The organism is Helicobacter cynogastricus (assembly GCF_900197855.1).
GTDB lineage: Bacteria > Campylobacterota > Campylobacteria > Campylobacterales > Helicobacteraceae > Helicobacter > Helicobacter cynogastricus.
In genome coordinates, this window is record NZ_FZMQ01000005.1 from 533,179 (window position 1) to 556,287 (window position 23,109).

The window sequence follows — 23,109 nt, forward strand, 5'->3', positions numbered from 1 at the left end:
CTAGCCCTGCAAAATCTTTACGGCCCAAATCACTAAAATCACAATCGGCGCGATGAATTTAAGCAAAAACACCCACACTGAAAACATCCATCGGCTTAAAAAGTGTGAACTTATTGCATAGAGTTTCGTCTTACTCACCACCCAACCCACAAAGATCACAGACACTAACCCCCAAAAGGGCATTAAGAGGGAGGTAGAAAAAAAATCGGTGAGTTCAAAAAGACTTTTGTGGAAGAAAGTTAAATGCGCACCATATTTAGCATGCAAGGAAAAGATCAACGCCACGCCCACGACAAAGACTGCCCCAGTAATTGCCCATGTTGCCTTGAAACGAGAATAATTTTTATCTACCAAATACTGCACGGGGGGCTCTAAAAGAGCGATTGTGGAAGTGATGCCTGCAAAGGCCAAGGCGCATAAAAATAAGATAGAAACCACACTTCCCATCATTCCCATTTTAGAAAATACCACAGGCAAGGAGACAAAAATAAGCCCCGCACCTTCTGAAGGATTAGCCCCATATTCAAAGACAAAAGTAAAGATCATCAAACCGGCCATCAAAGAAATGGCAATGCCAGGCAAGACAATCCAAATTGCGCTTTTGAGCAAATCCTGTTTGCGATGTGTAGAAGAAGCGTAGGCGATGTTGATTCCTATACCCAAACTCAAGGCAAAAAAGACCTGCCCTAGCGCGCTCACAAAGGCTTTTTGATTAAACTCAGCCAAGCGAATCCCAAACATGAAATCTAAAGCTTTTTTAAAAGAATCTTGCATGGAAGCATAGATAAGTAGGCCAATAAAAATGATAAATAGCAAAGGCATTAGAACGAAATTGAGTTTTTCGATGCCATCCTTCACACCCCTAGAAACCACCCAGGCGGTGAGTAAGAGCGTTACAGCCAGCCCAGCGACTTGCGTGCCAATGGAATGGCTTAAAAGATTTGTCAAAACCTGTTCAGAGGTTTTGATGTCTGTAGGTAAATTGAAACTCACCACCGCTAGATAGTAAAATACCCAGCCTAGCACAATCCCATAGAAGGTCAAGATGATAGGTCCAGTAAAGAGCATTAACCCGGCATAACGCCAAGTTTTGCGTTCAGGGTTGGGATCTAACTCCACAAAGGCACAGGCGACATCTTTTTGCGTGCTTTGACCTATCACCATTTCAGCAACTAACATCGTGAGCCCTATGGTGAGCGAGAGAATCAAGAATAAAATGACAAAGCCACCCCCACCGCTTGTACCAGCCATGTAGGGGAAACGCCAAATATGTCCCAATCCTATGGAACTCCCTAAAGCGGCTAGAATAAAGCCTAACTTGGAGAAGTTGTTCACTTAAGGCTCCTTTCTGTTGGAATGAAATAAAAAAAGTCGCATTCTAGCATAATTAATATTTACTTTACTTTATTTGTATATAATCCTTCCTTTTATGCCATTTGGATGGACATGCGCTATAAAGTTTATTATGAAGATACGGATTGCGGGGGGATAATCTACCACGCCAATTATTTAAAATACTGCGAGCGGGCTAGAAGTGAGGTCTTTTTTGCCAACGATCTTAGCCCCCATGATCAACAGGGTTTTTTTGTGGTGCAGTCTTTACAAGCGCAGTTTTTAGCTCCGGGCAAGCTGGGCGACACCTTAGAGGTCTTGACCAAACTCAAAGAGCTCAAAAAAGTCAGCGTGATCTTAGAACAAGAGGTGCTTAGAGTTGCGCCTCAAAGCGCGCGCCTCTTTTGCATGCAAATCAAATTGGGCTTTATCTCTCAAATCACCCACGCTCCCATACCCATTAGCCCACCTTTTGTAACCCTATTAAAAAGCTTGATTTAGCACCCCTGAGAATGCAACTCTGGGGGCTTTTTGCTCTGATTTGTGATGGGAGTCATGTTAGGAGAAAAGGTGGTGAGATCGAGATTATAGAAGACATTTTGCCCTTTTTCATAGCCTACCACTACAAGCGCGTCATCGATCAAAGCTAACGCGCTAGGATTACTAATTTGGCTAGGCAAACCATAGGCATCTAGTATCTGTGCGCTGGTTGGGTCAATCACCAGCAAGGTATTAAAAGCCTTGCTCAAGGCTAATAACTTGCCCTGATAGAGGGCTAGCCCAGTGATATAAAACTCACCTAAATGGCGTTGGGGTTTTAGAGGGGTATTTTTAGTGGCTTGCACCATACGCTCAGAATCCAAACCCAAATCTTGATCTAGCATGCTAATTAAAATCAAATCTTTATAGCGCGCATTGGGCACACTGAGCATGTAAGTGTAAGTGCCATCGCTACGCGCGCTCAATACATAGGAAGTGGAAGCCCGACTTGTGCGTAAACGATTACGCCCCAATTCCTCAAATTGATGTGCTCCTTGTAAGAATTGCGCAAAATTATTTCCCGCCTTGGGGTTGTAGCGCACATCTGCACTACTCTTATTTTGCCCCATTACTCTAATCACATTGCCCATCATATTCACGCCTACAAAATTCTCTATGGTAGCAGAATAGTATTTATCCAGCACAAAATGCGCCAAAATTGTTTTTAAGTCTTTATCTACCACATAAAAACCCTCTTTTTGTGTGCCGATCAAAAAGGTATTTTTCAATAGCACGTTGTCTCCAGCAAAAGTGTCGGGGGAAAAATAGGGGGCATTGCTTTGTTGAATGGGAGCACACCCCTCACTTGTAGTGAGCATGGCTAAGGGGTTGGCGGGGGTTTGAATAGGGGCAATGGGCGCGCTTAAAAATAAAAGATCGCTAATGGGAGCATTGAGAGTCAAAGAATTAGTTTTTTGTGATCGCAAGGGGAGTTCTTTGTGCACTTGCAGAGGGGCGTTGTGATAATCAGGATCCCATGCATGCTTGTCATCAGCTAAGATAGGGGTATCCACAACTCTTTTTCCCCATGCTCTAGGAAAGCCCATATATTTCCAGTTTTGCGCGCTCCAAACATTTTCTTTGAAGTTCCAAGAAAAACGGATAGGATCGCCCTGCCCTAGATAGGGAAAGGGACCCGTAGAAATAAAAGCTTGCACCATGTTTGTGATGGCGATCACACCCACAATGAGAAAAGCCCAGTTATTTGCCTTGCTCAAATCACGATAAGTGCGCCGATTTCCATGCGCATAAACCCCCCCTTCTTGAGCTAGCACCTGAAAACTGGGTGCAAAGAGTAACAAACCTCCCAAGACTAACACCACAAACCAAAAAACTACATGCGCCCAAAATTGTGTGTGTAGCCCCAAAACAGAGAGCGCAAAACCCTGCCCGACATCCTCTAGGGCATGGTTGCCATAGTGATAAAAGCTTTGATACAAGCCTCCCGCTACGATTAGGAGCAAAATCGCTAAGTATTTGGGCTTGAGTCCATAGCGCAAGATAAACAGCCCGGCCAAGCCCACATACATCATGCTTTGACGCTCTGCCCAACACTGAATACAGGGCGAATCCCCATAAATAAAGCCCAAAACTAGATTAGCAATCCCCACAGGTAAAGAGACAATCCCAATGACAGCCAAAGAAAAGAGGAAGTAAAATTTTCGAGTCTGCTCCATATTCTCACTTCAAAGAAAGTTGATCGATCATTTCAAGAAACTCTTGACTGAGGCGTTGAGTCCTAACCTCAATATTTGAGGCATCCCATTGTGATACATTTAAAATTTCTTTCGTGGTAGAGAGACGATCATAGTTAGATAAGTTTTTCTTTTTGCTACCATCGCCATAGAGTTTAGTGTGCCACCCATGGTTGCCTATGGCTGTATTTAAAGTCTTTTCAAGCAAAACCATGTTGCCAATTTGATAAATCAGTCTCTCCGCCCTGCTCTTTTTCTCTAAATCATTTCCCTCTGTACCTACCACATTAGACCAATGGGCTTCCCATTTGACAGGCATCAAATGCTCCAAGCTATAGTCATAAGCTAATTTAGAGGAATTGCCCTCATGTTGCCTCCTCCTGTAGAGCTCAAGACTAAAGAGCACTAGGGCTGCTCGATCATTAGAAAGTAGCACTCCCTCAGAGGATTTTAAATACTGCTCAATCTTGGCTTTTTCAGGTTTGTGTTTTAGAAGAGATTCTTTGAGGAATTGTAAAAGTGCCTCAGAATTTTGATTTTTCTGTTTGCAAAGATCGCGCGTGAGTTTCCCAAAAAAGAATCCAAAGTTTTTGTAAGATTCCTTGCAAAGCCAATAGGTCAGAATCAGCATTTCGAGCCAACAAAAACCCTCTTGAATCACTTTGGTATCCCCAAGTGCTTGAATATAAAGAATTAAAGGGATAGCTGAGTAGATTTTTGTTACCCTCATCGTGTTGAATAGTTTAAGTGTAAAATCATCAAAGCCAAATTCTTGTGTATGATCGTGAGGAAGGTCTTTATAAAGAAGGGCATAGCGATGGAGCTCTTGGAGTAAATCCTCTAAACACTCTTTATCTAAACCTTTAATGTGTTTTTTATAAACCATACTCAGTTTTTCTAGGGTATCTTTTTCTACATCAAAAAAGCCCTTGATGATAGCAAAAGCGTGTAAAAACACTTCGCTTTGGATTCTCTTTAGACTTCCTTTACCCGTTTCTTGCTCCCAAAATTTGCGTTGTGTATCATCTTTCTCAAAAACCGATTCCCAATACTTTGTATAAAGGGTTTCATAATCATCTCTTAGAGACTTTGTGCGATCAAAAAGAGCATTTTTGATGATATCTGTTGCACTGAGACGCAAACCCGCTGTATTGATGGAGTCAAAAATTTGTTGCGCATCCTCATAGGTATCTAGGCGAATAACAACCCACAGATCGCTCTCTGTTAGGTAGTCCAAAAACTCTTGAGAATGCTCCAATAATTGTTTATCTTTAAGCGTTTGAGAAAAATGAATATAGGCTTGTAGCAATCGATTATCCCTGGGAGCATCTCCTAAGTCTGTACTTGTATTTGCTTGTAAAATTCTAGTAAAGTGGGGGGCATCGCATTTAGAATGCTGGATTTTGGGCATCTTTTTTTGAACGGGTTTTTGAAATAAGCATTGCTTATAGTCTTGCTGTTGCTCATCCTCTAGGGTGTCATACAGAGCCTTGATTAAAATAGAGAAAGTGGTGAGTCTTTGTTGTCCATCAATCACTAGAGTGTCTTGAGAATAGCCTCCCGATGTGGAAGGGGTATCTTGCAAAATGACAGAACCTAGAAAATGCGCTCTATTGAGTTTGTAACTGCTATGTAAATCTTCAAAAAACTGCTTCCATTGCGCTTCTTTCCACACATAAGGGCGTTGGAAAAAAGGAATAATAACCTGACCACTTCCTGATAAAGATGAGAAATTTCCAGCCTTAACTTCCATGAGAACTCCTTACAAATTTATATTGGGAAAGAAATTAGAGGTATGGGCAACAAACATTACCAGCTCCACCAGCCACGCTACCACGAAAATTCCAAAGGCTAATTTTTCATAGGTGGGCTTGAAAAAGAGCAAACACACCACCACAAGCATCGCCATAAAGCCCAAAAACTCCACCGCTACACTCCTTAACTGCTAAAAATCAGCGAGGCTTTGAGTATAACACAAACAGATCAAAAATTAGGACTTATGGCTTAAGGGGGGTGCGCCCCTTTATTCTCTAATCTATTTTATTGGCAATGATAACATTCAAAGGATCGATCGAGCGCGCCTGTTTCTAAACTTGGGCTAGCCGTGCGCAGATAATAAGTAGACTTTAAACCCAACTTCCATGCCAAGTGATAGATTTCATGCAAAAGCTTGCCACTTGCCTGATCGGGGCGTAAAAAAAGATTGAGGCTTTGCCCTTGATCGATCCACTTTTGGCGCACAGCTGCTAGGCGGATGATGGCTTTAGGATCGATGTCGTAAGCAGAAGTGTAATAATGCCAAGTCTCTAAACTAAGTTCAGGCACCACAACTGGGATCATCCCGCTTAAATTTTCCTCAAACCATTTTTTTTGATAAATGGGCTCAATCGTTTGAGTCGTGCCCACCAAAATAGAAATCGAACTTGTGGGGGCAATAGCCATCAAATAGCCATTTCTCAAACCATGTTGTTTGACCTGCGCTTTTAAACCCTCCCAATCGCAGGTAGGTTTATGAGGACTGAGTTCCCAAGTCTGTGGCTTGGCTTTATCCATAGGAAAGATTCCTCGACTCCACTCGGAATTTTCAAAATGAGCATAACTCCCACGCTCTTGGGCTAGCTTGCAACTCTCTAAAATAGCTCTGTAACTGATTTTTTCCACTAACGCGTCAATGTGGCGCGCGTGCTCCACACTCCCCCACTCTATTTTGGCTTGAGCCAAAGCCTGCGCTTCGCCCATCACCCCAAGCCCCACGGCGCGACTTTGCAAATTCGTCCGCTTTGCCTTATCAATGGGATAAAAATTCAGATCAATAATATTATCTAGCATGCGCACAGCAATAGGCACAACCCGCGCAATGTCCGCATCGCTTCGCACCTTGCTAAGATTTAAACTTGCCAAGTTACACACCGCTACCTGCCCACCTTGAGCAATTTTTGTGGTCATGAAAATGCGCTTGCCCTTTAGGCTATCGTTGCTGGTAAGTTTATTAGCTTTTTTGGTGATGAGCGCATCCGTTGTGATAAGGTCTTTTTCCTCATAGTATTCCAAACTTCCATCTACAAACTCTACCGCCACTTTATAATGGCTACTGCCCGTCATTTGGTAAATTTCGGTGCAAAGATTAGAGGAGCGGATAAGTCCGGTATGGCCATTTAGATGAGCACCATTAGCGTTGTCTTTAAAACCTAAGAAAGGCAATCCGCTTTCAAAGTAGTTTGTAAGGATTCTTTTCCACAGGGTGCGGGCTTCAATTTGCTGTTTGACAATGCCTTCATCATTCTCATACGCCAAATATTTTTGAGTAAAAACATCACCATAGCATTCTGTCAAGTCAGAACAAACATAAGGATCAAAGAGAGTCCAAACTCCATCTTCTTCTACCCTTTGCATAAACAGATCACAAATCCACAATGCCGGGAAGAGATCATGGGCACGGCGACGCTCATCTCCGCTATTTTTACGCAAGTCAATAAACTCTAGCACATCTTTATGCCAAATCTCCAAATAAACTGCAATCGCCCCCTTGCGTGTGCCTAGCTGATCAACTGCAATCGCGACATCATTAACAATTTTTAAAAAGGGGATTGCCCCCGCGCTTGCCTCTTTATGCCCATCAATATAGCTCCCCAAACAGCGCACTTGAGAAAAATCCCAACCAATCCCCCCGCCGTATTTGGAGAGCAGAGCCATATCCTTGTAGCTATCAAAAATCCCTTCAATATTGTCTGGGGTTGAGCCCACATAACAAGAACTCAGCTGATGGTTAGGCGTGCGCGCATTAGCTAGAGTAGGTGTAGCACACATCAGCTCAAAGCGGCTTAACACCCCGTAAAAGGCTAGAGCTTTTTCATTAGGATCGCTCTCATTTTGAGCTAAAAACATCGCTATGGCCATAAACATATGCTGAGGCAACTCGATAGGATGATCGTGCTTATCCTTGAGCAAATAGCGATCATGGAGGGTTTTGATACCCAAGTAATTAAATTGCAAATCGCGCTTAGGCTCTAGGGCTGCATTGAGTCGATCTAGATCAAATTTTTCTTTAAAGCCACGCACAATGCGCCCTTCTCTCTCGCCCACTTCAAAATACTCTGCTAGGTGTTTGTAGCCCATAAAGCCACTCACCTTGTGGTAGAGATCGAATAAAAATAAGCGTGCTGCAACAAAACTCCAGTTAGGGGCATGGACATCAATATGATCGATTGCAGTTTTAATGAGCGTTTGTTGAATATCCTCAGTTTTAATGCCATCTTTAAAAAAATGCGCTTCTAACTCTAATTCATCTTTATTAATCCCCTTTAACCCTTCTGTAGCACTCCTAATGTATTTTTGAATCTTCTCCACATTTAAAGGCTCGGTACGCCCATTGCGTTTGATCACCCTCACTTCCATGTCCTCTCTCATTTCTTGGCTCTGCGGCGTGCCGTGGGGTCTAAGAATTTCTTGCGGATACGCAAATTCAAAGGCGTAACCTCCAAAATCTCATCTTCCTCAATCCACTCTAAAGCTCTTTCCAAAGCCATGCGTCTTGGAGGCGTGAGCTTGATCGCATCATCGCTTCCGCTTGCGCGCATATTGGTCAGATGTTTAGATTTAATAGGGTTAACTTCTAAATCATTATCTCGGCTGTGCTCACCAATCACCATGCCCACATAAACTTTAGTCTGAGGGTCGATAAACAGCGCGCCCCTTTCTTGAATATTAAATAGAGAAAACGCAGTTGCTTCCCCATTTTCCATGCTCACCAACGCGCCGTTCTTGCGCGATTCCACACTTCCACTAAAGGGACGAAACTCTAAAAAAGAATGATTCATCACCCCCTCGCCCTTCGTGTCGGTTAAAAATTCGCTACGATAACCAATGAGCCCCCTAGCCGGAATCTCAAATTCCAAACGGCTATAGCCATCATTCATAGGATTCATCGCTTTCATTTCTGCTTTACGCCGCCCTAATCGCTCGATAATCGCCCCGCTAAAATCTTGAGGGGTGTCAATCACCAAATGCTCAAAGGGTTCTAACTTTACCCCATCTTGCACCTTTACAATCACTTCTGGGCGGGAAATGCTAAACTCAAAGCCTTCACGGCGCAAATTCTCAGCCAAAATGGTAATTTGCAACTCTCCGCGCCCACTCACTTTAAATTTTCCCTCGCCCATTTCCTCGCATTTCATGGCGATATTGGTTTGCATTTCTTTAAGCAGGCGATCTTTGAGCTTGTTGGCCGTAACATGCTTGCCCTCTGTGCCTGCTAGAGGGGAATCATTGATGGCAAACACCACACTCATGGTGGGCTCTTCTAAGTGCATGGGGTCTAGGGGCATAGGATTGTTGGGATCAACCACGCTATCGCCCACATCCATCGCGTTAAAACCGGCAATAGCGACAATATCACCCGCTTGCGCTTGTTCGATTTCCATACGCGCTAACCCTAAAAATCCAATTAGTTTTGTGATCCTGCCTGTCTCCTTGCTCCCATCACTTTTATACAAGGCGACCATGTCTCCCTTTTTAATTTGCCCATTAAACACCCTCGCAATCCCAATTTTGCCGACATAATTATCATAATCCAAAGTAAAAATCTGCATTTGTAGTGCGTTACTAGCATCTCCACTAGGAGCAGGCACATGGGAGAGAATGGTTTCAAACAAAGGTTCTAAGTTTTTGCGCTCATCACTTAGATCTTGAATCGCATAGCCATCCCGTGCAGCTGCATAGACAACTGGAAAATCTAGCTGGGCATCGCTTGCCTCCATCGCTACAAAGAGATCAAAAACCTCATTGACCACCCGATCAGGATCAGCTGCGGGCTTGTCGATCTTATTGACAACCACAATAGGACAAATTCCAAAACTTAAGGCCTTTTTGACCACAAATTTAGTTTGAGGCATCACCCCTTCTTGGGCATCTACTAAGAGCAACACGCCATCGACCATTTTTAACACCCGTTCTACTTCGCCTCCAAAATCGGCGTGTCCGGGGGTGTCAATGATATTAATTTGGGTGTCTTTATAATGGATGGCCGTATTTTTGGACAAAATAGTAATGCCTCGCTCTCTCTCCAAATCGTTGCTATCCATCATACGCTCATCAACCTTATCCCGTTCACCAAAAGTGCCCGATTGGGTGAGCAAACCATCGACTAAGGTGGTTTTGCCATGATCGACATGCGCAATGACGGCGATGTTCCTAATGTGTTGCATTCAAGCCTCTTGATTGATGATTTTTTTGAGGGCTCAGTATAACGATTTGCGTATTAAAAAATCCTATATTCTAAAAGAGGTAAGCAATTCAAAGAGTTAGAGAAGATGTTGTAAATGGGCATATCACCCCCCCCCCCCCCCCTATCGACCCGTGGCGTTTTATCCATGCTTTTAAAACACGAAAGGCTTTAAAAGTAAGTTTGCATGAGCCTCTTACAATACGATATAGATCGATAACACAATGATAAGCCATGCGCAAACTCTGATAAAAGATATTGTCCGGAGTGATACCCACATCCCAAACAACTTTTAGGATCAAGCTTGTGTGCACGGGGCGATCAACGGGAATTAGATCAATGATGGGCGAATCGATGCGGATGTCATCGATATAACCCTCCGGCTTGAACTCCCCTAATTTTAGGGCTTGCATTTTTTCCTGAACAAGGGCATTTTTATGCGGACTTAAGGGCAGGATTGCAGAAAGCGCGCTGTTAGGGATGAGGGCGTAAAGTTGAGCGTATTGTTGGGCTAATTCAATCCCCTTTATATCGAGGTCTTTTGTGTGCTGGGAATCAGGAGAGAGGGTAAAATGCGGACTTTTGGCATGGTAAAAGTGTCCCAAACCCTCTAGGTAAAAATCCAACCCAGCACAATAGATTTCTTTGTAACCTAGAGCGATCGCCACAATGATCATCATCACGCCACTAGTGAAGTGTTGTTGATAAAAATTGCGCCTAATCGTGTGGAGTTTATAAAAAGGCTCTAGACTTTGCAATAAATCGTAAGTGTTGCGCGCCCCCGGGTAATGTCGATCTAGATAATCTTGAGTATGCGTGTAGATATTGCTACCAAAATATGTAAAGGGGGCAATAGTCGAGCAAAAAAGGTCTTCAAAATAATATTCTTGGCGCAAACTCAACTCTCTAGCCGTTCTCATCTGTGCATCAAAGACTTGAGAGTTAAAAAACACCCCCTTAACCTCTTTGCCTAGATAGTACTTGTCCTCAAAATAAAACTGGTTGCACCTAAAGACATCAAAATCCGGAGGGAATAAACTATAATCGAGGTTTTTAATGCTTGGGCCATTACCCGCAACAATGAGGGGTTTAAATGACATGCAATTCTCCTTGTTTAAAACCGATCCTTGTGCCAGTGAAACCACCAATTACCCCCCCCCCCCCCAATATCAGGCGCATCCGGAGGAACTCCTTTTCTGTATTTCCAAAGTAATTTAAGGCCTTTTTTGTTGGTAAAAAATCGCACAAGACCACGCAAGAAACGACATAAATCCAACAAGAAAGAAACAATCATATTGGAGGGATCTAAACCTGCACCACTCAAAACCCGTTTTAAAAGAATTTTGCGCCCGATTGGCATAGAGGTTTTTGGAGAGGTTTTTGGAGAGGCTGTTAAGATATCTTGGGTATATCCAGGGGGTTTTTCATGTCCTAAGTGCAGAGCTTGCATTCCTTCTTGAGAAAGAGCGTTTTTATGCGGACTTAAGGGCAAGATTGCAGAAAGCGCGCTGTTAGGGATGAGGGCGTAAAGCTGGGCGTATTGTTGGGCTAGCTCTATAGCCTGCATGTCTAGCTCTTTGGTGTGCATGGGTGCATGATCCAGAATAAAAAACCGACTGCTATCTGGATAAAAATGCCCCAATCCTGTAGCATAAAAATCAATCCCTGCTAAATAAATTTCTTGATAACCTAAAGCAATCGCACTAATAAGCATCATAATTCCACCCGTAAATTGTTGACCCTGAAAATTACGCGCCTTTGTGTACAGGTCTAAAAAGGGTTTTAGAGTGACTAGGAGCTCATAGGTATGGGTGATATTGGTGAAGTGTTTGTCCAAAAAAGAGCGTGCATGTAGAAGACGTAAAGAACGGTAGCGATCGCCAAGATTACTAGGCAACTCCTCATCTTTGTGATAAAAGGGATTGAAAGGACTATACTCTGTATCTGTAGTGCAATAAATAGTATTGATTTTATATTCATCGCGTGCGACTAGTTGGCTAGCTGTGCGCATCTGTACATCAAAAATCCATGAATTAAAAAACACCCCCTTAACTTCTTTGCCTAGATAATACTTATCCTCAAAATAAAACTGGTTGCACCTAAAGACATCAAAATCCGGAGGGAATAAACTATAATCGAGGTTTTTAATGCTCGGGCCATTACCGGCGATGATTAAGGGTTTCATGGCCTGCGGGGGGGGGGGGGGTGGGATTACACATCAAAATCCTTTAAAGAGTCAATATCTAGGGCGTGATCTAGGGCGATCTCATAACCTATAAGCGCATCGTTTAAACTGGTGTTGGGCGTTAGGGTTTCTACTTGGTGGATGTAGATCGCTCCATTGATTTTATAGTAGGCGGGCAAATCCTGACGGCGCACAGAGCTAGGCGCATTTAAAAGGGGTTTGAGGCGGTGGTTGTGCAGGGTGCGCATAAATAGGGGGTGCTCTGTAACCAAGTGCACGCTGGCTAAGGGCAAATAACCCTCTTGCTTAAAGAGCCTATAAGCCCCCTTGATGTCCTTAGCATCTCTTAGAGGAGAGGTGGGCTGGAGCACCACCACATGATCAAAATGCACTTTTAAATCCTTGTAATTTTGCAAAGCTTCTAAAAGCCCGCTAATGGTGGGGGCGGTGTGGCCTGAAGTCTCTTTGGAGCGTAAAAAAGGCGCGCTTGCGCCATAACTTTTAGCAATTTTGGCATATTCTGGGCTATCTGTGCTGACTAGAATCTGGCTAAAAATCCTAGCTTTCTTGGCGGCTAAAATGGTGTGCGCCATGAGGGGCAACCCTTTAAAATCTTTGATATTTTTATGTTTCACGCCCTGAGAGCCACTTCTTGCCGGGATGTAGGCTAAAACTTTAGTCATGGGCAAAATACTTTTGGGTGGGGGTGTCAAAAAGTGCAGGGCTCAAGGCATTTAGAAAATGCGCCACACTTTGGCCCGTACCAAAATGATAGGTAGGCTGGTGGCGGGGCTTGTTTTTTACTTCTAAAATCGCCTCTAAAATGGCGTGGCGCTCCTCTTTAACTTGTGTGATGTGGCTTGCCATGCTGCGCTTGTGCTGGCGGCTACCAAGATTTAAGCAGGGCACGCCATACACCCCCGCCTCTCGAATGCCCGCACTTGAGTTGCCGATGATAAACTGGGCGTTTTTGAGTAGGGTTAAAAAATACTCAAACTTCATGCTCGGGAAGCACACAAAATGGGGGTCATTTTTAAGGGTTGCTAGGGCGTTTAAAATGGCTTCAGAGCCTAGATCGTTGTTAGGGTAAATGCATACAAAATTTTGCCCTTTTTGTGTGGCCAATTTGCACCCCTCCAAAATCTCGTAAATGGTGTGGGGGAGGTCTATAATCTCGCTAACCACCGGGTGGTAAATGAGGATCGCATACTCTCCCTTAAAGACTTGGATTTGAGAATAGCGCGCTTGCACTTGAGAAAAACTAGGCAAATCTCCTAACATCACATCAATATCGCTAGAGCCGATCACAAAGATATTTTCAGCCCGCTCACCCATTTGCAATAAAATTTGGCGCGCGCGCTCCTCGCACACAAAGTGCAAATGCGCTAATTTAGACACGCTGTGGCGGATACTCTCATCTAAAGTTCCGCTAAGCTCCCCGCCCTCAATGTGCGCGCTCAAAATGGAGTTAAAACTCCCCACAATCGCACACGCCAAAGTTTCTAAGCGGTCGCCATGAAAGACAATGAGATCGGGGCGTTGCAGGGCAATAAAGTGGTGGAATTGGGTAATGGTGTCTGCTAGGGCTAAATCCATCTCTTGGGAAGTGGCTTTAGCTAAAAAGACATGTTCAAAGCCGTCTTTAAAAATTTCAATGTAAGTGCTGCCGTATTTCTCCAAAAGGTGCATGCCACACACAAAGATCGCATAACTGATCTTGCCCGCCATAGGGTGATCTAATGTGCCCTTTTCTAGCGAGTTTATGGCTTGGATCAAGGGTTTTAATTTGCCATAGTCTGCCCGACTATTGGTGACAAAAACTAAATGTCTTTTCATACCAGCATGTCAGCGCAAATGTGGCTATCTTTGGGGATAAACACCCTAGCCACCCGTCCCAAAGTCTTTTCATAATCCTTAGCCAAAATCCCCCGTGTGCCCGGGCGTTTCACCCAAGAGTTTTCTTTGCTAATTGCCTGCCCGGGGGCAATGTCAGCAGTGGCGACCATCGTAGCAAAGGCAAAATCTCTAGTAACCTGTTCCTCTTTTAAGTGGGTTTTAGAGCCTCCACGCATTAAAAAGAGCTCATGGGCACTTTGCACTAAATCCTGCGCCTCTTGTGGGTCCATAGAGCAAATAATATCGGGTCCCTCACGCTCTTTAGAATCTGTAAAATGCCGCTCGACTAAGCTTGCCCCTAAAGCGATCGCCCCCTTACAGGCGTTGTTGTTTAAAGTGTGATCACTTAGCCCTACAGGTACACCGGGGAATGCTTGGGCTAAATCTAGCATCGCACCCAAGCGCACTAAGTGGGGGGCGGTGGGGTAAAGATTAGTGGTGTGCATCAAGGCTAGGGGGACTTTATCTAGCAAAAAGCTGACATGCTCTTTGACCGACTCTAGGCTGTGCATCCCGGTAGAGATGATCATAGGCTTTTTAAAGGTGGCAATGTGGGCTAAAAGAGGGGTGTTGTTCATCTCGCCTGAGCCGATCTTAAAGCCCACCACCCCGATGTCCTCTAAAAAATTCGCCGCTGCACGACTAAAGGGGGTGGAAAGATAAATCATCCCCTGTTTTTCCACATATTCTTTAAATTCCCGCTCCTCTTTGGGGCTTAAGGCGCATTTTTTCATGATCTCATAGATAGAGGAAGAGCTATTGCCCGGGATGACTTTTTGGGCTAGTGGGCTCATCTCATCCTCGATGATGTGGGTTTGGTGTTTTAACACCTCAATGCCCGCTGCCTTAGCTGCATCGGCCATGAGCTTGGCGATCTCTAAACTCCCATTATGGTTGATCCCCACTTCAGCCACCACTAAGGGCGGGTGGTCTAAGCCAATTTGGCGCGTGCCTAAATTAAATGTCATCAAGGAGACCTTTGAAAAATATGGTGTATTTTAACCAGATTTACCTAACAGGTAAGCTATTTCTTTGTTGGCAGTATTGGGTTTGTTTGGAATGAGGAGTTGGTGAAAAATGTGTAGCCCCCATACTAATTGCTACTTAGGTGTTAAATACCAAGCCTCACGATTATACCAACCAACACTCAAAACTCTCCATACTCCCTACACTTTCCCACACTTAAAAAGCGCAGTGTCATCGCTACAAGAGAGGATAACACTTTAGCACAAAGAGCATTCCAAAAACCCCAATCACCCCCAACATCACTCCCTGCAACACCGCCCAACTCCCATAGACAAGAATCAAACCCACAGACGAGCTAGCGCACAAATTTACCCCAAAGACAAACATGCTATTTAGCCCTTGTAGGCGCAGTTTGTGATCGGATTTAGTGGCATTGAGCATAAAAGTGCCTCCATTAAAACTGAGTGCCCAACCTACTCCTGCTAACATCAAGCATGCCCAAAAGGCTAACAAGTTTGCACTACAGAGAGCAATGACGCTAGCTCCCACATAGCACAATATGCCCAACACGATTAAGTATGTAGGGCTTAAGCTTTTGCTAACAAAAGCTAAAAACAAACTAGGCGCATACATGGCAATAAAATGCGCGACTAACACGCTTTTAGTTTGAGTATGGCTAAAATGAGAAGCACGCATGGCTAGCGGGGTAACGTTCATCACCAAAGTCATTAAGCCAAAGCCTAGCGCACACGCACAGGTAGCTAAGAGAAAATGAGGTTCTTTGAGGAGGGTCTTCATGGACACTTTGGGACTTTCTTTGGCACTAAAGGGTTTTAATTTTAGAAAAAAGCTAAATGCCATATTAAGCGCGCAGAGTAAGCCCGCAAAAACAAAAGAGCCCACAAAGGGCACGCTAAAGAGATTAACCCCCATGTTGCCTAAATTAGGTCCTAAAATACCTCCTATGATCCCCCCGCTCACCACGAGAGCGGTAGCCCTATTTTGGGTGTTTTGATAGCTAAAGTTAATGGCTTCTATTGCCAAAAAGCGGTAAAACTGATTGAGTGCACTAAAAAAACCCAGCAAGAAGGTCGCTAAACAAAAGAGCAGAAAGCTTTTGGCAAACAAGGCTATAATAGCTAAGCTACCACCCATCACGCCGAGTAAAGACGCGCCTACAAAGGCTCTTTTTCTCCCCCATCTTTGAAAGATTGAAGCGGCAAACAACACTGCCACAAACGCCCCACAAAGGGTAGCCGAAATGGGCAGAGTGGCTAGAGTGGTGTGCCCTAAAAGCCACTGCCCCGCGAGCGCACTACTAAAGGTCAAAAGCGACACCACCGCTCCACTAAAACCTTGTCCTAAGAATAAAAAAAGGATATTTTGATTGAACATGGGAGGGATTTTAGCGCGTTTTTGTATAACCCCATGCTTTTTCTAGTCTCTGCTTTGAGCACTTCAATTCTCTGTTAGTTTTTCTAGGGTTTTTGTGCGCGCTTTAATCTCCACATGTTAGAATGTCTCAGTGTATTTTGCATGGTTGAGGGTATGAGCGTGAGGGTATTTTTACCCTTATTTTACTTTGTCTATGTGCTTATGGCACTCACGCCTGCAGGAATCATTTTTTGCTTGCACAATGCGACTTTTACGCTCTTAGAACTCGCTTTTGTTTTGCTAGGGGGGTTAGTCTGTGCTTTGTTGTCTCGCCTATACATATGTTTTGTTGAAAAGCATATTGCACCCTCCGATGAAATGCGCGCTGTGGAGATGGTAGAAGTGGCCGAGCCTAAATATATTCCTGTTTATATTGCCTATTTTGTAATTGCGGTCAGTCTTGAAAATTGGTTCATGTTTGCGGTGGTGTTTATCATCATTTATCTTTTAATTCTCAAAGGGAAGTTTTCCTATTTTAATCCCTACCTTTTGTTTTTTGGGTACCATTTTTACGAGGTTGCTATCGATCCTAGCCAAATCACCAGTGATTCCCACATGTACGCAAAATATAAGGTGTTTTTGATCTCAAAAAGAAAGCTCAAAATAGAAAAGCAATATCCAAAGCTCATTAGACTCAATGATTTCGTTTTTTTAGATAAGGAAAAGGAATAAGCATGCTCTATGTTCAGATACGGGGGAAAATCTATTGTGTGAGCGATCAGTCTTTGAAGGGAATATGGAATTTTAAGGCATATGAGAATCGCCAAGAGGTGGATTATATCAAAGGGCATGGGAGAAATCTACAAAAAGGAGAGGTGTTTTCTATGCAAGCCCCTCTTGAGGCTCTCAAAGATTACAGGCTTGTGATATCTGGCGAAACATCTAGTATCAATGCTGTTAGCAAGGATATTTTAGAAAAAAATAAAGAAAATAAGAGGAACGAATCTAAGGTGTTATTTGTCCGCGTAAAAGAAGAAAATAACCTCAAATTATATTTTCAAACGATCAAGCAGGGTTCTATTATTAAGAAAAATTCCATCTCTTTTTTCAATACCAATGGCATGGCACATATTGACGACAAGCCAATTATTCTAATCCAAAATCGCACAGATGTTTATTGGAATCAGGCAACAGGGAAGCTTTATTTTAGACAAATTGAGGATGTGGAGCGTGTGTTGCCCTACTTTTTTGAAGATAAGGTTCGAGAAATTAAACAAGGGCTCAAAGACATCAGGGACTCTAATTACTCGTATTTGCGTTTAAACTTAGATCCGAATGAAATTACATCTGCTATGCCAAAAGCAAAACTCGTTAGAATAGAATTTTTGCTTCAAAAGGGGCACTTGGAAATATTCAAAGATGATAGAAATCTAAGTAAGCGGGATGATTATTTCGTATATGCCAAGCAATATAAGTCTCCAATACTTAAAGGTGGAAAACTCATAATTTGCGAAGTATCTGATTTAGATGAGCTCCATCACATCATCTTTGAGGCTTATTACACTACAAGAATAGGGGGACAAGAACAGCGGGTCGTTGCCGCTTTTAATGCAAAAAAGCGCTAAACCCAACCTGTTGCTGTGAAGTATCCAAAAAATAGAGTGGCATAAGGACATATAAAGTCAAGTCTAAGAATTATCTCTCACCTCCACCCCCATACCCCTGCATTTTAGTCTCACTTTGCTTTAGTCCTGCAGATCAAAACCCTTGCAAATTTTTCCTTGCCCTCAATATAAGGGACATATTTTGATAGTTTGACAATTTTAAACCCACACTCCAGCACACCATTTAAAATTTGGCGTGCAGACACGGCAAAAGGCGCATCATAATCGCTAGGGATATAGTTATTATCCACAAGCAACACCCCGCCATCATCAAATCTTTTATAGCTATCTGGGATTTGCTCTAGGAGCATAAGTCTTAGCCGTGCAATATTAGCTCTATTTTTGATAGGAAAATTGGTGAAAAAATGCGCAGCAGCACGCACTACTTGGCGCTTAGGAGTTAAAAACCAATCCACACTATGAAAGCCCGCCCATGCCTTCTTTTTGGCAAAGTAAGGGATAAAGGCGGTATTGACGCAATTTGTGATATTGGAGAGGATGATGAATTTCTTTTTGCTTTGAATGAGGATTTGCCAATATTTTATGGCGCGCGAAAAGGGCGGGTTGGTGCAGACAATGTCGGCTTCTTCATTCAAAATTCTTAAGGACTCCGTCTCTTCAAAGCCGCCATTATAATTTGGCGGGGTGTGCTTGATCTCACTCGCCCCCTCTTTGGTAAAAATATAGCCCTTTTTGCCCGCATGGAATAAATCCCGCTTACTGCCATAATGCGTGCAGATGAGTTTTTTCAGCTTGAGCCTGAAAAAGTGCTTTAAGAAATACAGGGCAAAGGCACTGGAGTCGGTATAATCTCTATTCTCTCCGATCGCATCATCGCAGTTACAAAACACGACCTTGTCTTGCCATATTTTTAGAGGGTAGCAGGATAGCTCTTTTTCCACATCCTCATACCTTGTATAAAACTCATCATCTTTAACTTCTCTGGCTTTGTCTAGTAGGGTCTTTCTAGTAACGCCCCGATCAATCATGCTGGGCGTGACTAAGGGCTTGGGCTCTTTTTTTGGCTTGGGGGGTTTGATGTTGATTTGGGCGATGAAACCCGGGTGAGCTTTGATGTAGCTTAGATAATTCTCAAAAAGGCTAGGGTTATAAAAATAAATTTCGCGGCTCTGTATTTCTCTTAAATGCGCAAAGGCGTTTTTAATGTCTTGCTCTATTTGGCGCATATTAGCCACTTCACAAGTGAAAAGATAGCTATAAGTGTTCTCTTGGGATTGCCCCGTAATGTTATTGTATTCTTTAAGCCGTCTTTTTAGGTCATTGGTGATACCCATTTTGCATTTGCTAGGTTCTAGGCTGGATTGGACAATGTAGAGGTATTGTTTGGGCATAAGACCACCTTTAAGAGTTTGCAAAGAGGCATTTTAGCACAAGGTTAACTATAAATTTAAGACTTGATGCGCCCCCATCTTGCCCACCCTTATAAAGGGTAACAAGGGAGATTTTTAAACTAAAACAATCCTTTCACCTTTAGCCTTTAAGGCTTCTTGCACCTTTTTAAACCACTCCTTAACGATTTGGGTGCTTGGTGTGCCCTCTGTGCATCTAGTTAAAGTTTCTTGCCATTCTGGAAATTTTAGACCGGCTTTCATCTCCTCACGCATCATATCTAAAATCTTAACAGGCCGTCTGTAGGTGATCCAATCCACTAAGGGGCTTTCTTTTTCTGTGGTATAAAAACTTCGATCCTTGCGAATATCATACGCCCCACCGATAACCTGCGTTAAGGCGATGAGTTTATTGCCTTTTCTTATCGCCACAATGTCATTAACTCGCATTGCACTGAGAAAATTCCTGATGAATGCAGATGCCCTCTTATTCTTCCAATTTTCTGGCTGACCATACAAGCCAATGAAACGATATGTTTCTAAGATTTTATGCACATCCCAATTTTGGTTCTCCGTGCCCGGATGCATTTGCATGTGCCAAAATCCTTGAAAAGGGACATTTGAAACATCTACAAACATCAAAACCTCCTCATTTTATATTCATGTACCCTTACCCCATCCTTAACTTTAGCCCCCTAAAATCCATAATTTTAGCCTTAAGGATTATCGCACATAAAACTTAAAGATTGGCATTTGGACTATTTTTGCATTTTATCATAGGGTCCATATTTGTGTTGCGTTGTTGAGAATGAATCATCATACGATCCAGTATCCATATCTAAAGGCTTGATTCTTCTATCAGGAAAATCTTTTTCTCGATTTTTCTTGATAGGGCGTTTTTGAGAGTTAATATAACTTGCCACATCATAAGCTTCTTCTAGTGTCAGTGTTGGATTGCCCAAAGGCATACTTGCTTTGATGTAAGAGGCTGCTTTGATGAGTCGATACATGCCTGCACCAGTATTATAAGAATCTTTACCCCATAGAGGAGGATAGAGATAATAGCCACCCTTTCTTTCTTTATTTTTGACTCCTAGACCATTTTCTTGATGGCAAGCCGCACATTTTTCCAGGTAAACAACTTTTCCTTTCTTAGGATCAGCGGGACGGCTTAAAAATGCGATTTTTTCCACTCCTTGACCCTTTGTTTTTGCACCCACAGGAATACCTTGGGAAATCCAATGCATGTAAGCTACCATCGCTCTCATCTCTTTAGAATCAAAAGGCAACTTTCTTCCATCCATGCTTCTTTCAAAACAACCATTGATGCGTTCTTCAAGCGTAACGACAGCATCGGGGCGTGGGCTATGTTGTGGGTAACGCCCATAAATGCCTACAAACCCTGCACGATTAGGCACACTTCCACCTAAAGCGTGGCAACTAGAACAAGAAAGATTGTTTCCTGCAAAACGCTTTTTTGGATCTTTGGCCTGAGGCCCTACATAATATGCAGTCTCATTCAGAATTTTATTCCCCAAGATGACTAATTGCGCATACTTGGAATCCTTTGGCATCATGTTTTCATCGATATAACCATCATCTTGCAAGGCTTTAGGCGTAGTCCATTCGCTTTGTGGTAAATTAATTCCTGTGGCTTGCTTGGTTTGTAAAGCTTGTTTGTCAAACGCCCCAAGATTTGCATATAGGGCAAGAATTGAAGCTATAAAGATAAACTTTTTGATGGTGTCTCCTTTAAGCCTGTGAGCGATATTTAGAAAATGAGAAAATTATTATAGCTTTTTATTAGGCTTGAAAGAGCTTAAAGACTTTTTACTTACTTTCAATCGTTGAGAAATTGAGAAATTGAGAAATTGAGAAATTGAGAAATTGAGAAATTGTAGCATAAAAAACTAAAAAACACTTTAAAAACAACTCCCCCGCATCACCCTACTTTCCCACCCTTGCAAAGGGCAGTATCATCGGCGTTAGAGAGCTTGACTTCCAGGTTCGGGATGGGGCTGGGTATTTCCTCTCCACTAGGGACACGGGGAAAAGCAAGAAGCTTTTCTAGGTGTTGCTAGCTCAAAAAGCCAAACTCTAAGAGTTTTAAAAACCTTCAGAGAGGCTAGACCCCACTAGGCTTGAGTTTCTCTTAAGAGAGAAGGGCAACACCCCTTGAAAGACAGATGCCATTCTAGCAATTTGTCCTCAAGCTGTCAATAACCTACGCTCCAGTTCCTACAAAGCTTTGATTACACTCAACAAGGCGGTGATACCTTATCAACCAAACAAGCCAAACGCTCTATTAGTAGTGGTTAGCTAAATGCATTACTGCACTTACACACCCACCCTATCAAACATGTAGTCTTCATGCGAGCTTCAGGGAAAGCTTATCTTGGAGTTGGCTTCGAGCTTAGATGCTTTCAGCTCTTATCACAACCATGCGTAGCTACCCAGCGGTGCTCTTGGCAGAACAACTGGTGCACCAGTGGCATGTCCATCCCGGTCCTCTCGTACTAGGGACAGCTCTCCTCAGCTTTCCTACGCCCACAGCAGATAGGGACCGAACTGTCTCACGACGTTCTGAACCCAGCTCGCGTACCGCTTTAAATGGCGAACAGCCATACCCTTGGGACCTGCTCCAGCCCCAGGATGCGATGAGCCGACATCGAGGTGCCAAACCTCCCCGTCGATGTGAGCTCTTGGGGGAGATCAGCCTGTTATCCCCGGGGTACCTTTTATCCTTTGAGCGATGGCTCTCCCACACGAGAACCACCGGATCACTATGACCGACTTTCGTCTCTGCTTGAGTTGTCTCTCTTGCAGTTAAGCTAGCTTGTGCCATTACACTCAACTGGCGATTTCCAACCGCCATGAGCTAACCTTTGTAAGCCTCCGTTACTTTTTAGGAGGCGACCGCCCCAGTCAAACTACCCACCAAGCATTGTCCTGCTAGAGGATAACTCTAGCCAGTTAGCTAACAAAAACGCCAAGGGTGGTATCTCAAGGATGGCTCCACAGACACCAAAGTGTCTGCTTCAAAGCCTCCCACCTATCCTGCGCATGGCATTCCCATTAGCAGTGCTAAGCTGTAGTAAAGGTCCACGGGGTCTTTCCGTCTTGCTGCGGGTAGGAGGAATTTTCACCTCCACTACAATTTCACTGGATCTCTCTTTGAGACAGCTCCCATCTCGTTACGCCATTCATGCAGGTCGGTATTTAACCGACAAGGAATTTCGCTACCTTAGGACCGTTATAGTTACGGCCGCCGTTTACTCGGGCTTCAATTCAAAGCTTCGCTCTTGCGAGCTAACCCATCCTCTTAACCTTCGAGCACCGGGCAGGCGTCACACCTTATACTTCCTCTTACGAGTTGGCAAAGTGCTGTGTTTTTGGTAAACAGTCGGGAGGGACTCTTTGCTGAGACCTACTTGCGTAGGCACACCTTATCGCGAACTTACGGTGCTAGTTTGCAGAGTTCCTTAAAGAGAGTTCTTCCACGCGCCTTAGAATACTCATCTCATCTACCTGTGTCGGTTTGCGGTACGGACAATTGCAACTAAACTTAGAGACTTTTCTTGGCACGATAGTATCAGTGATTCTCTTCTTAGTCCGAAGACCTTAAAGAGCCTGTCAGGTTTCAAATACAGGAGCGGATTTGCCTCTCTCCCAATCTACACCCTTCGACTAGCACTTCCATCAGCTAGCTCACCTAACTTTATGCGTCCTCCCATCGCACATTGCAATTGGTATAGGAATATTAACCTATTTCCCATCGCCTACCCCTTTCGGACTTGGCTTAGGACCCGACTAACCCTACGATGACGAACATCGCGTAGGAAACCTTAGATTTACGGCGGATACGATTCTCACGCATCTTATCGCTACC

Annotated in this window: 18 protein-coding genes and 2 rRNA genes; 3 read left to right on the plus strand and 17 right to left on the minus strand. The window is 43.5% G+C overall.

The features are described 5' to 3' along the window. Positions 1-1,335 carry a sodium-dependent transporter gene (locus tag C6H00_RS03950; protein ID WP_104749698.1) on the minus strand — a complete coding sequence of 445 codons (1,335 nt, stop codon included), beginning with the start codon at positions 1,333-1,335 and terminating at the stop codon, positions 1-3. 111 nt (positions 1,336-1,446) lie between these two features. On the opposite strand from C6H00_RS03950, the gene C6H00_RS03955 reads away from it, so the two are divergent. Next, complete coding sequence (locus tag C6H00_RS03955) at positions 1,447-1,833, plus strand: YbgC/FadM family acyl-CoA thioesterase (RefSeq protein ID WP_104749699.1); 387 nt, start codon at positions 1,447-1,449, stop codon at positions 1,831-1,833. Here C6H00_RS03955 and C6H00_RS03960 read toward each other — a convergent pair. From C6H00_RS03960 to C6H00_RS04005, 11 genes are all read right to left on the minus strand, one after another. Continuing rightward, positions 1,830-3,548: a disulfide bond formation protein B gene (locus C6H00_RS03960; protein WP_104749700.1), complete on the minus strand. Its 1,719-nt coding sequence runs from the start codon at positions 3,546-3,548 to the stop codon at positions 1,830-1,832. The genes C6H00_RS03955 and C6H00_RS03960 overlap by 4 nt on opposite strands. A gap of 4 nt (positions 3,549-3,552) precedes the next feature. Next, positions 3,553-5,319, minus strand: a complete 1,767-nt coding sequence (locus C6H00_RS03965) for a DUF262 domain-containing protein (protein WP_104749701.1) — start codon at positions 5,317-5,319, stop codon at positions 3,553-3,555. Positions 5,320-5,328: 9 nt separating this feature from the next. Beyond that, a complete protein-coding gene (locus C6H00_RS08615) occupies positions 5,329-5,493 on the minus strand; it encodes a hypothetical protein (protein ID WP_199769163.1) in 165 nt (54 codons plus the stop codon). A gap of 113 nt (positions 5,494-5,606) precedes the next feature. Next, positions 5,607-7,961, minus strand: a complete 2,355-nt coding sequence (locus C6H00_RS03970; protein ID WP_199769164.1) for a ribonucleoside-diphosphate reductase subunit alpha — start codon at positions 7,959-7,961, stop codon at positions 5,607-5,609. 8 nt (positions 7,962-7,969) lie between these two features. Further along, a complete protein-coding gene (gene typA / locus C6H00_RS03975; RefSeq protein WP_104749703.1) occupies positions 7,970-9,769 on the minus strand; it encodes a translational GTPase TypA in 1,800 nt (599 codons plus the stop codon). Positions 9,770-9,857: 88 nt separating this feature from the next. Continuing rightward, the gene (locus C6H00_RS03980) at positions 9,858-10,886 is read right to left on the minus strand and encodes an alpha-2,3-sialyltransferase (RefSeq protein WP_104749704.1); all 1,029 of its coding nucleotides are present in this window, start codon (positions 10,884-10,886) and stop codon (positions 9,858-9,860) included. 14 nt (positions 10,887-10,900) lie between these two features. After that, positions 10,901-11,971: an alpha-2,3-sialyltransferase gene (locus C6H00_RS03985; protein WP_104749705.1), complete on the minus strand. Its 1,071-nt coding sequence runs from the start codon at positions 11,969-11,971 to the stop codon at positions 10,901-10,903. A 26-nt stretch (positions 11,972-11,997) separates the two neighbouring features. After that, positions 11,998-12,654 carry an acylneuraminate cytidylyltransferase family protein gene (locus C6H00_RS03990; protein WP_104749706.1) on the minus strand — a complete coding sequence of 219 codons (657 nt, stop codon included), beginning with the start codon at positions 12,652-12,654 and terminating at the stop codon, positions 11,998-12,000. Further along, entirely contained in the window at positions 12,647-13,807 is a 1,161-nt protein-coding gene (neuC, locus tag C6H00_RS03995) for a UDP-N-acetylglucosamine 2-epimerase (RefSeq protein WP_104749707.1), read from the minus strand. Before neuC ends, C6H00_RS03990 begins: the two co-directional genes overlap by 8 nt. Then, positions 13,804-14,835: an N-acetylneuraminate synthase family protein gene (locus tag C6H00_RS04000; protein WP_104749708.1), complete on the minus strand. Its 1,032-nt coding sequence runs from the start codon at positions 14,833-14,835 to the stop codon at positions 13,804-13,806. Before C6H00_RS04000 ends, neuC begins: the two co-directional genes overlap by 4 nt. 235 nt (positions 14,836-15,070) lie before the next feature. Next, positions 15,071-16,228 (minus strand): MFS transporter, encoded by a 1,158-nt coding sequence (locus C6H00_RS04005; protein WP_104749709.1) that lies wholly within the window; start codon positions 16,226-16,228, stop codon positions 15,071-15,073. A 114-nt stretch (positions 16,229-16,342) separates the two neighbouring features. Between C6H00_RS04005 and C6H00_RS04010 the strand changes: the two genes are divergently transcribed. Together C6H00_RS04010 and C6H00_RS04015 are read left to right on the plus strand one after the other, a co-directional pair. Further along, positions 16,343-16,939, plus strand: a complete 597-nt coding sequence (locus tag C6H00_RS04010; RefSeq protein ID WP_104749710.1) for a hypothetical protein — start codon at positions 16,343-16,345, stop codon at positions 16,937-16,939. A 2-nt stretch (positions 16,940-16,941) separates the two neighbouring features. Further along, positions 16,942-17,832 carry a hypothetical protein gene (locus C6H00_RS04015; RefSeq protein WP_104732808.1) on the plus strand — a complete coding sequence of 297 codons (891 nt, stop codon included), beginning with the start codon at positions 16,942-16,944 and terminating at the stop codon, positions 17,830-17,832. Positions 17,833-17,942: 110 nt separating this feature from the next. Here the strand turns inward: C6H00_RS04015 and C6H00_RS04020 are convergent, their stop codons facing one another. From C6H00_RS04020 to C6H00_RS08620, 5 genes are all read right to left on the minus strand, one after another. Next, positions 17,943-19,223, minus strand: a complete 1,281-nt coding sequence (locus tag C6H00_RS04020) for an adenine-specific methyltransferase EcoRI family protein (protein WP_104749711.1) — start codon at positions 19,221-19,223, stop codon at positions 17,943-17,945. A gap of 114 nt (positions 19,224-19,337) precedes the next feature. Further along, entirely contained in the window at positions 19,338-19,859 is a 522-nt protein-coding gene (locus C6H00_RS04025) for a hypothetical protein (protein WP_104749712.1), read from the minus strand. Between the two features lie 119 nt (positions 19,860-19,978). Then, complete coding sequence (locus C6H00_RS04030; protein ID WP_233704400.1) at positions 19,979-20,827, minus strand: c-type cytochrome; 849 nt, start codon at positions 20,825-20,827, stop codon at positions 19,979-19,981. Positions 20,828-21,154: 327 nt separating this feature from the next. Next, positions 21,155-21,270, minus strand: a 5S ribosomal RNA gene (gene rrf, locus C6H00_RS04035). Positions 21,271-21,504: 234 nt separating this feature from the next. Further along, positions 21,505-23,109, minus strand: a 23S ribosomal RNA gene (locus tag C6H00_RS08620); the annotation flags it as partial.

Excerpts from the sequence above, each read along its gene's own strand:
- C6H00_RS03955 (WP_104749699.1), top strand. The coding sequence starts at position 1,447 with ATGCGCTATAAAGTTTATTATGAAGATACGGATTGCGGGGGGATAATC.
- C6H00_RS03960 (WP_104749700.1), bottom strand. The coding sequence starts at position 3,548 with ATGGAGCAGACTCGAAAATTTTACTTCCTCTTTTCTTTGGCTGTCATT.
- C6H00_RS03965 (WP_104749701.1), bottom strand. The coding sequence starts at position 5,319 with ATGGAAGTTAAGGCTGGAAATTTCTCATCTTTATCAGGAAGTGGTCAG.
- C6H00_RS03970 (WP_199769164.1), bottom strand. The coding sequence starts at position 7,961 with ATGGAAGTGAGGGTGATCAAACGCAATGGGCGTACCGAGCCTTTAAAT.
- typA (WP_104749703.1), bottom strand. The coding sequence starts at position 9,769 with ATGCAACACATTAGGAACATCGCCGTCATTGCGCATGTCGATCATGGC.
- C6H00_RS03980 (WP_104749704.1), bottom strand. The coding sequence starts at position 10,886 with ATGTCATTTAAACCCCTCATTGTTGCGGGTAATGGCCCAAGCATTAAA.
- C6H00_RS03985 (WP_104749705.1), bottom strand. The coding sequence starts at position 11,971 with ATGAAACCCTTAATCATCGCCGGTAATGGCCCGAGCATTAAAAACCTC.
- C6H00_RS03990 (WP_104749706.1), bottom strand. The coding sequence starts at position 12,654 with ATGACTAAAGTTTTAGCCTACATCCCGGCAAGAAGTGGCTCTCAGGGC.
- neuC (WP_104749707.1), bottom strand. The coding sequence starts at position 13,807 with ATGAAAAGACATTTAGTTTTTGTCACCAATAGTCGGGCAGACTATGGC.
- C6H00_RS04000 (WP_104749708.1), bottom strand. The coding sequence starts at position 14,835 with ATGACATTTAATTTAGGCACGCGCCAAATTGGCTTAGACCACCCGCCC.
- C6H00_RS04005 (WP_104749709.1), bottom strand. The coding sequence starts at position 16,228 with ATGTTCAATCAAAATATCCTTTTTTTATTCTTAGGACAAGGTTTTAGT.
- C6H00_RS04010 (WP_104749710.1), top strand. The coding sequence starts at position 16,343 with ATGTTAGAATGTCTCAGTGTATTTTGCATGGTTGAGGGTATGAGCGTG.
- C6H00_RS04015 (WP_104732808.1), top strand. The coding sequence starts at position 16,942 with ATGCTCTATGTTCAGATACGGGGGAAAATCTATTGTGTGAGCGATCAG.
- C6H00_RS04020 (WP_104749711.1), bottom strand. The coding sequence starts at position 19,223 with ATGCCCAAACAATACCTCTACATTGTCCAATCCAGCCTAGAACCTAGC.
- C6H00_RS04025 (WP_104749712.1), bottom strand. The coding sequence starts at position 19,859 with ATGTTTGTAGATGTTTCAAATGTCCCTTTTCAAGGATTTTGGCACATG.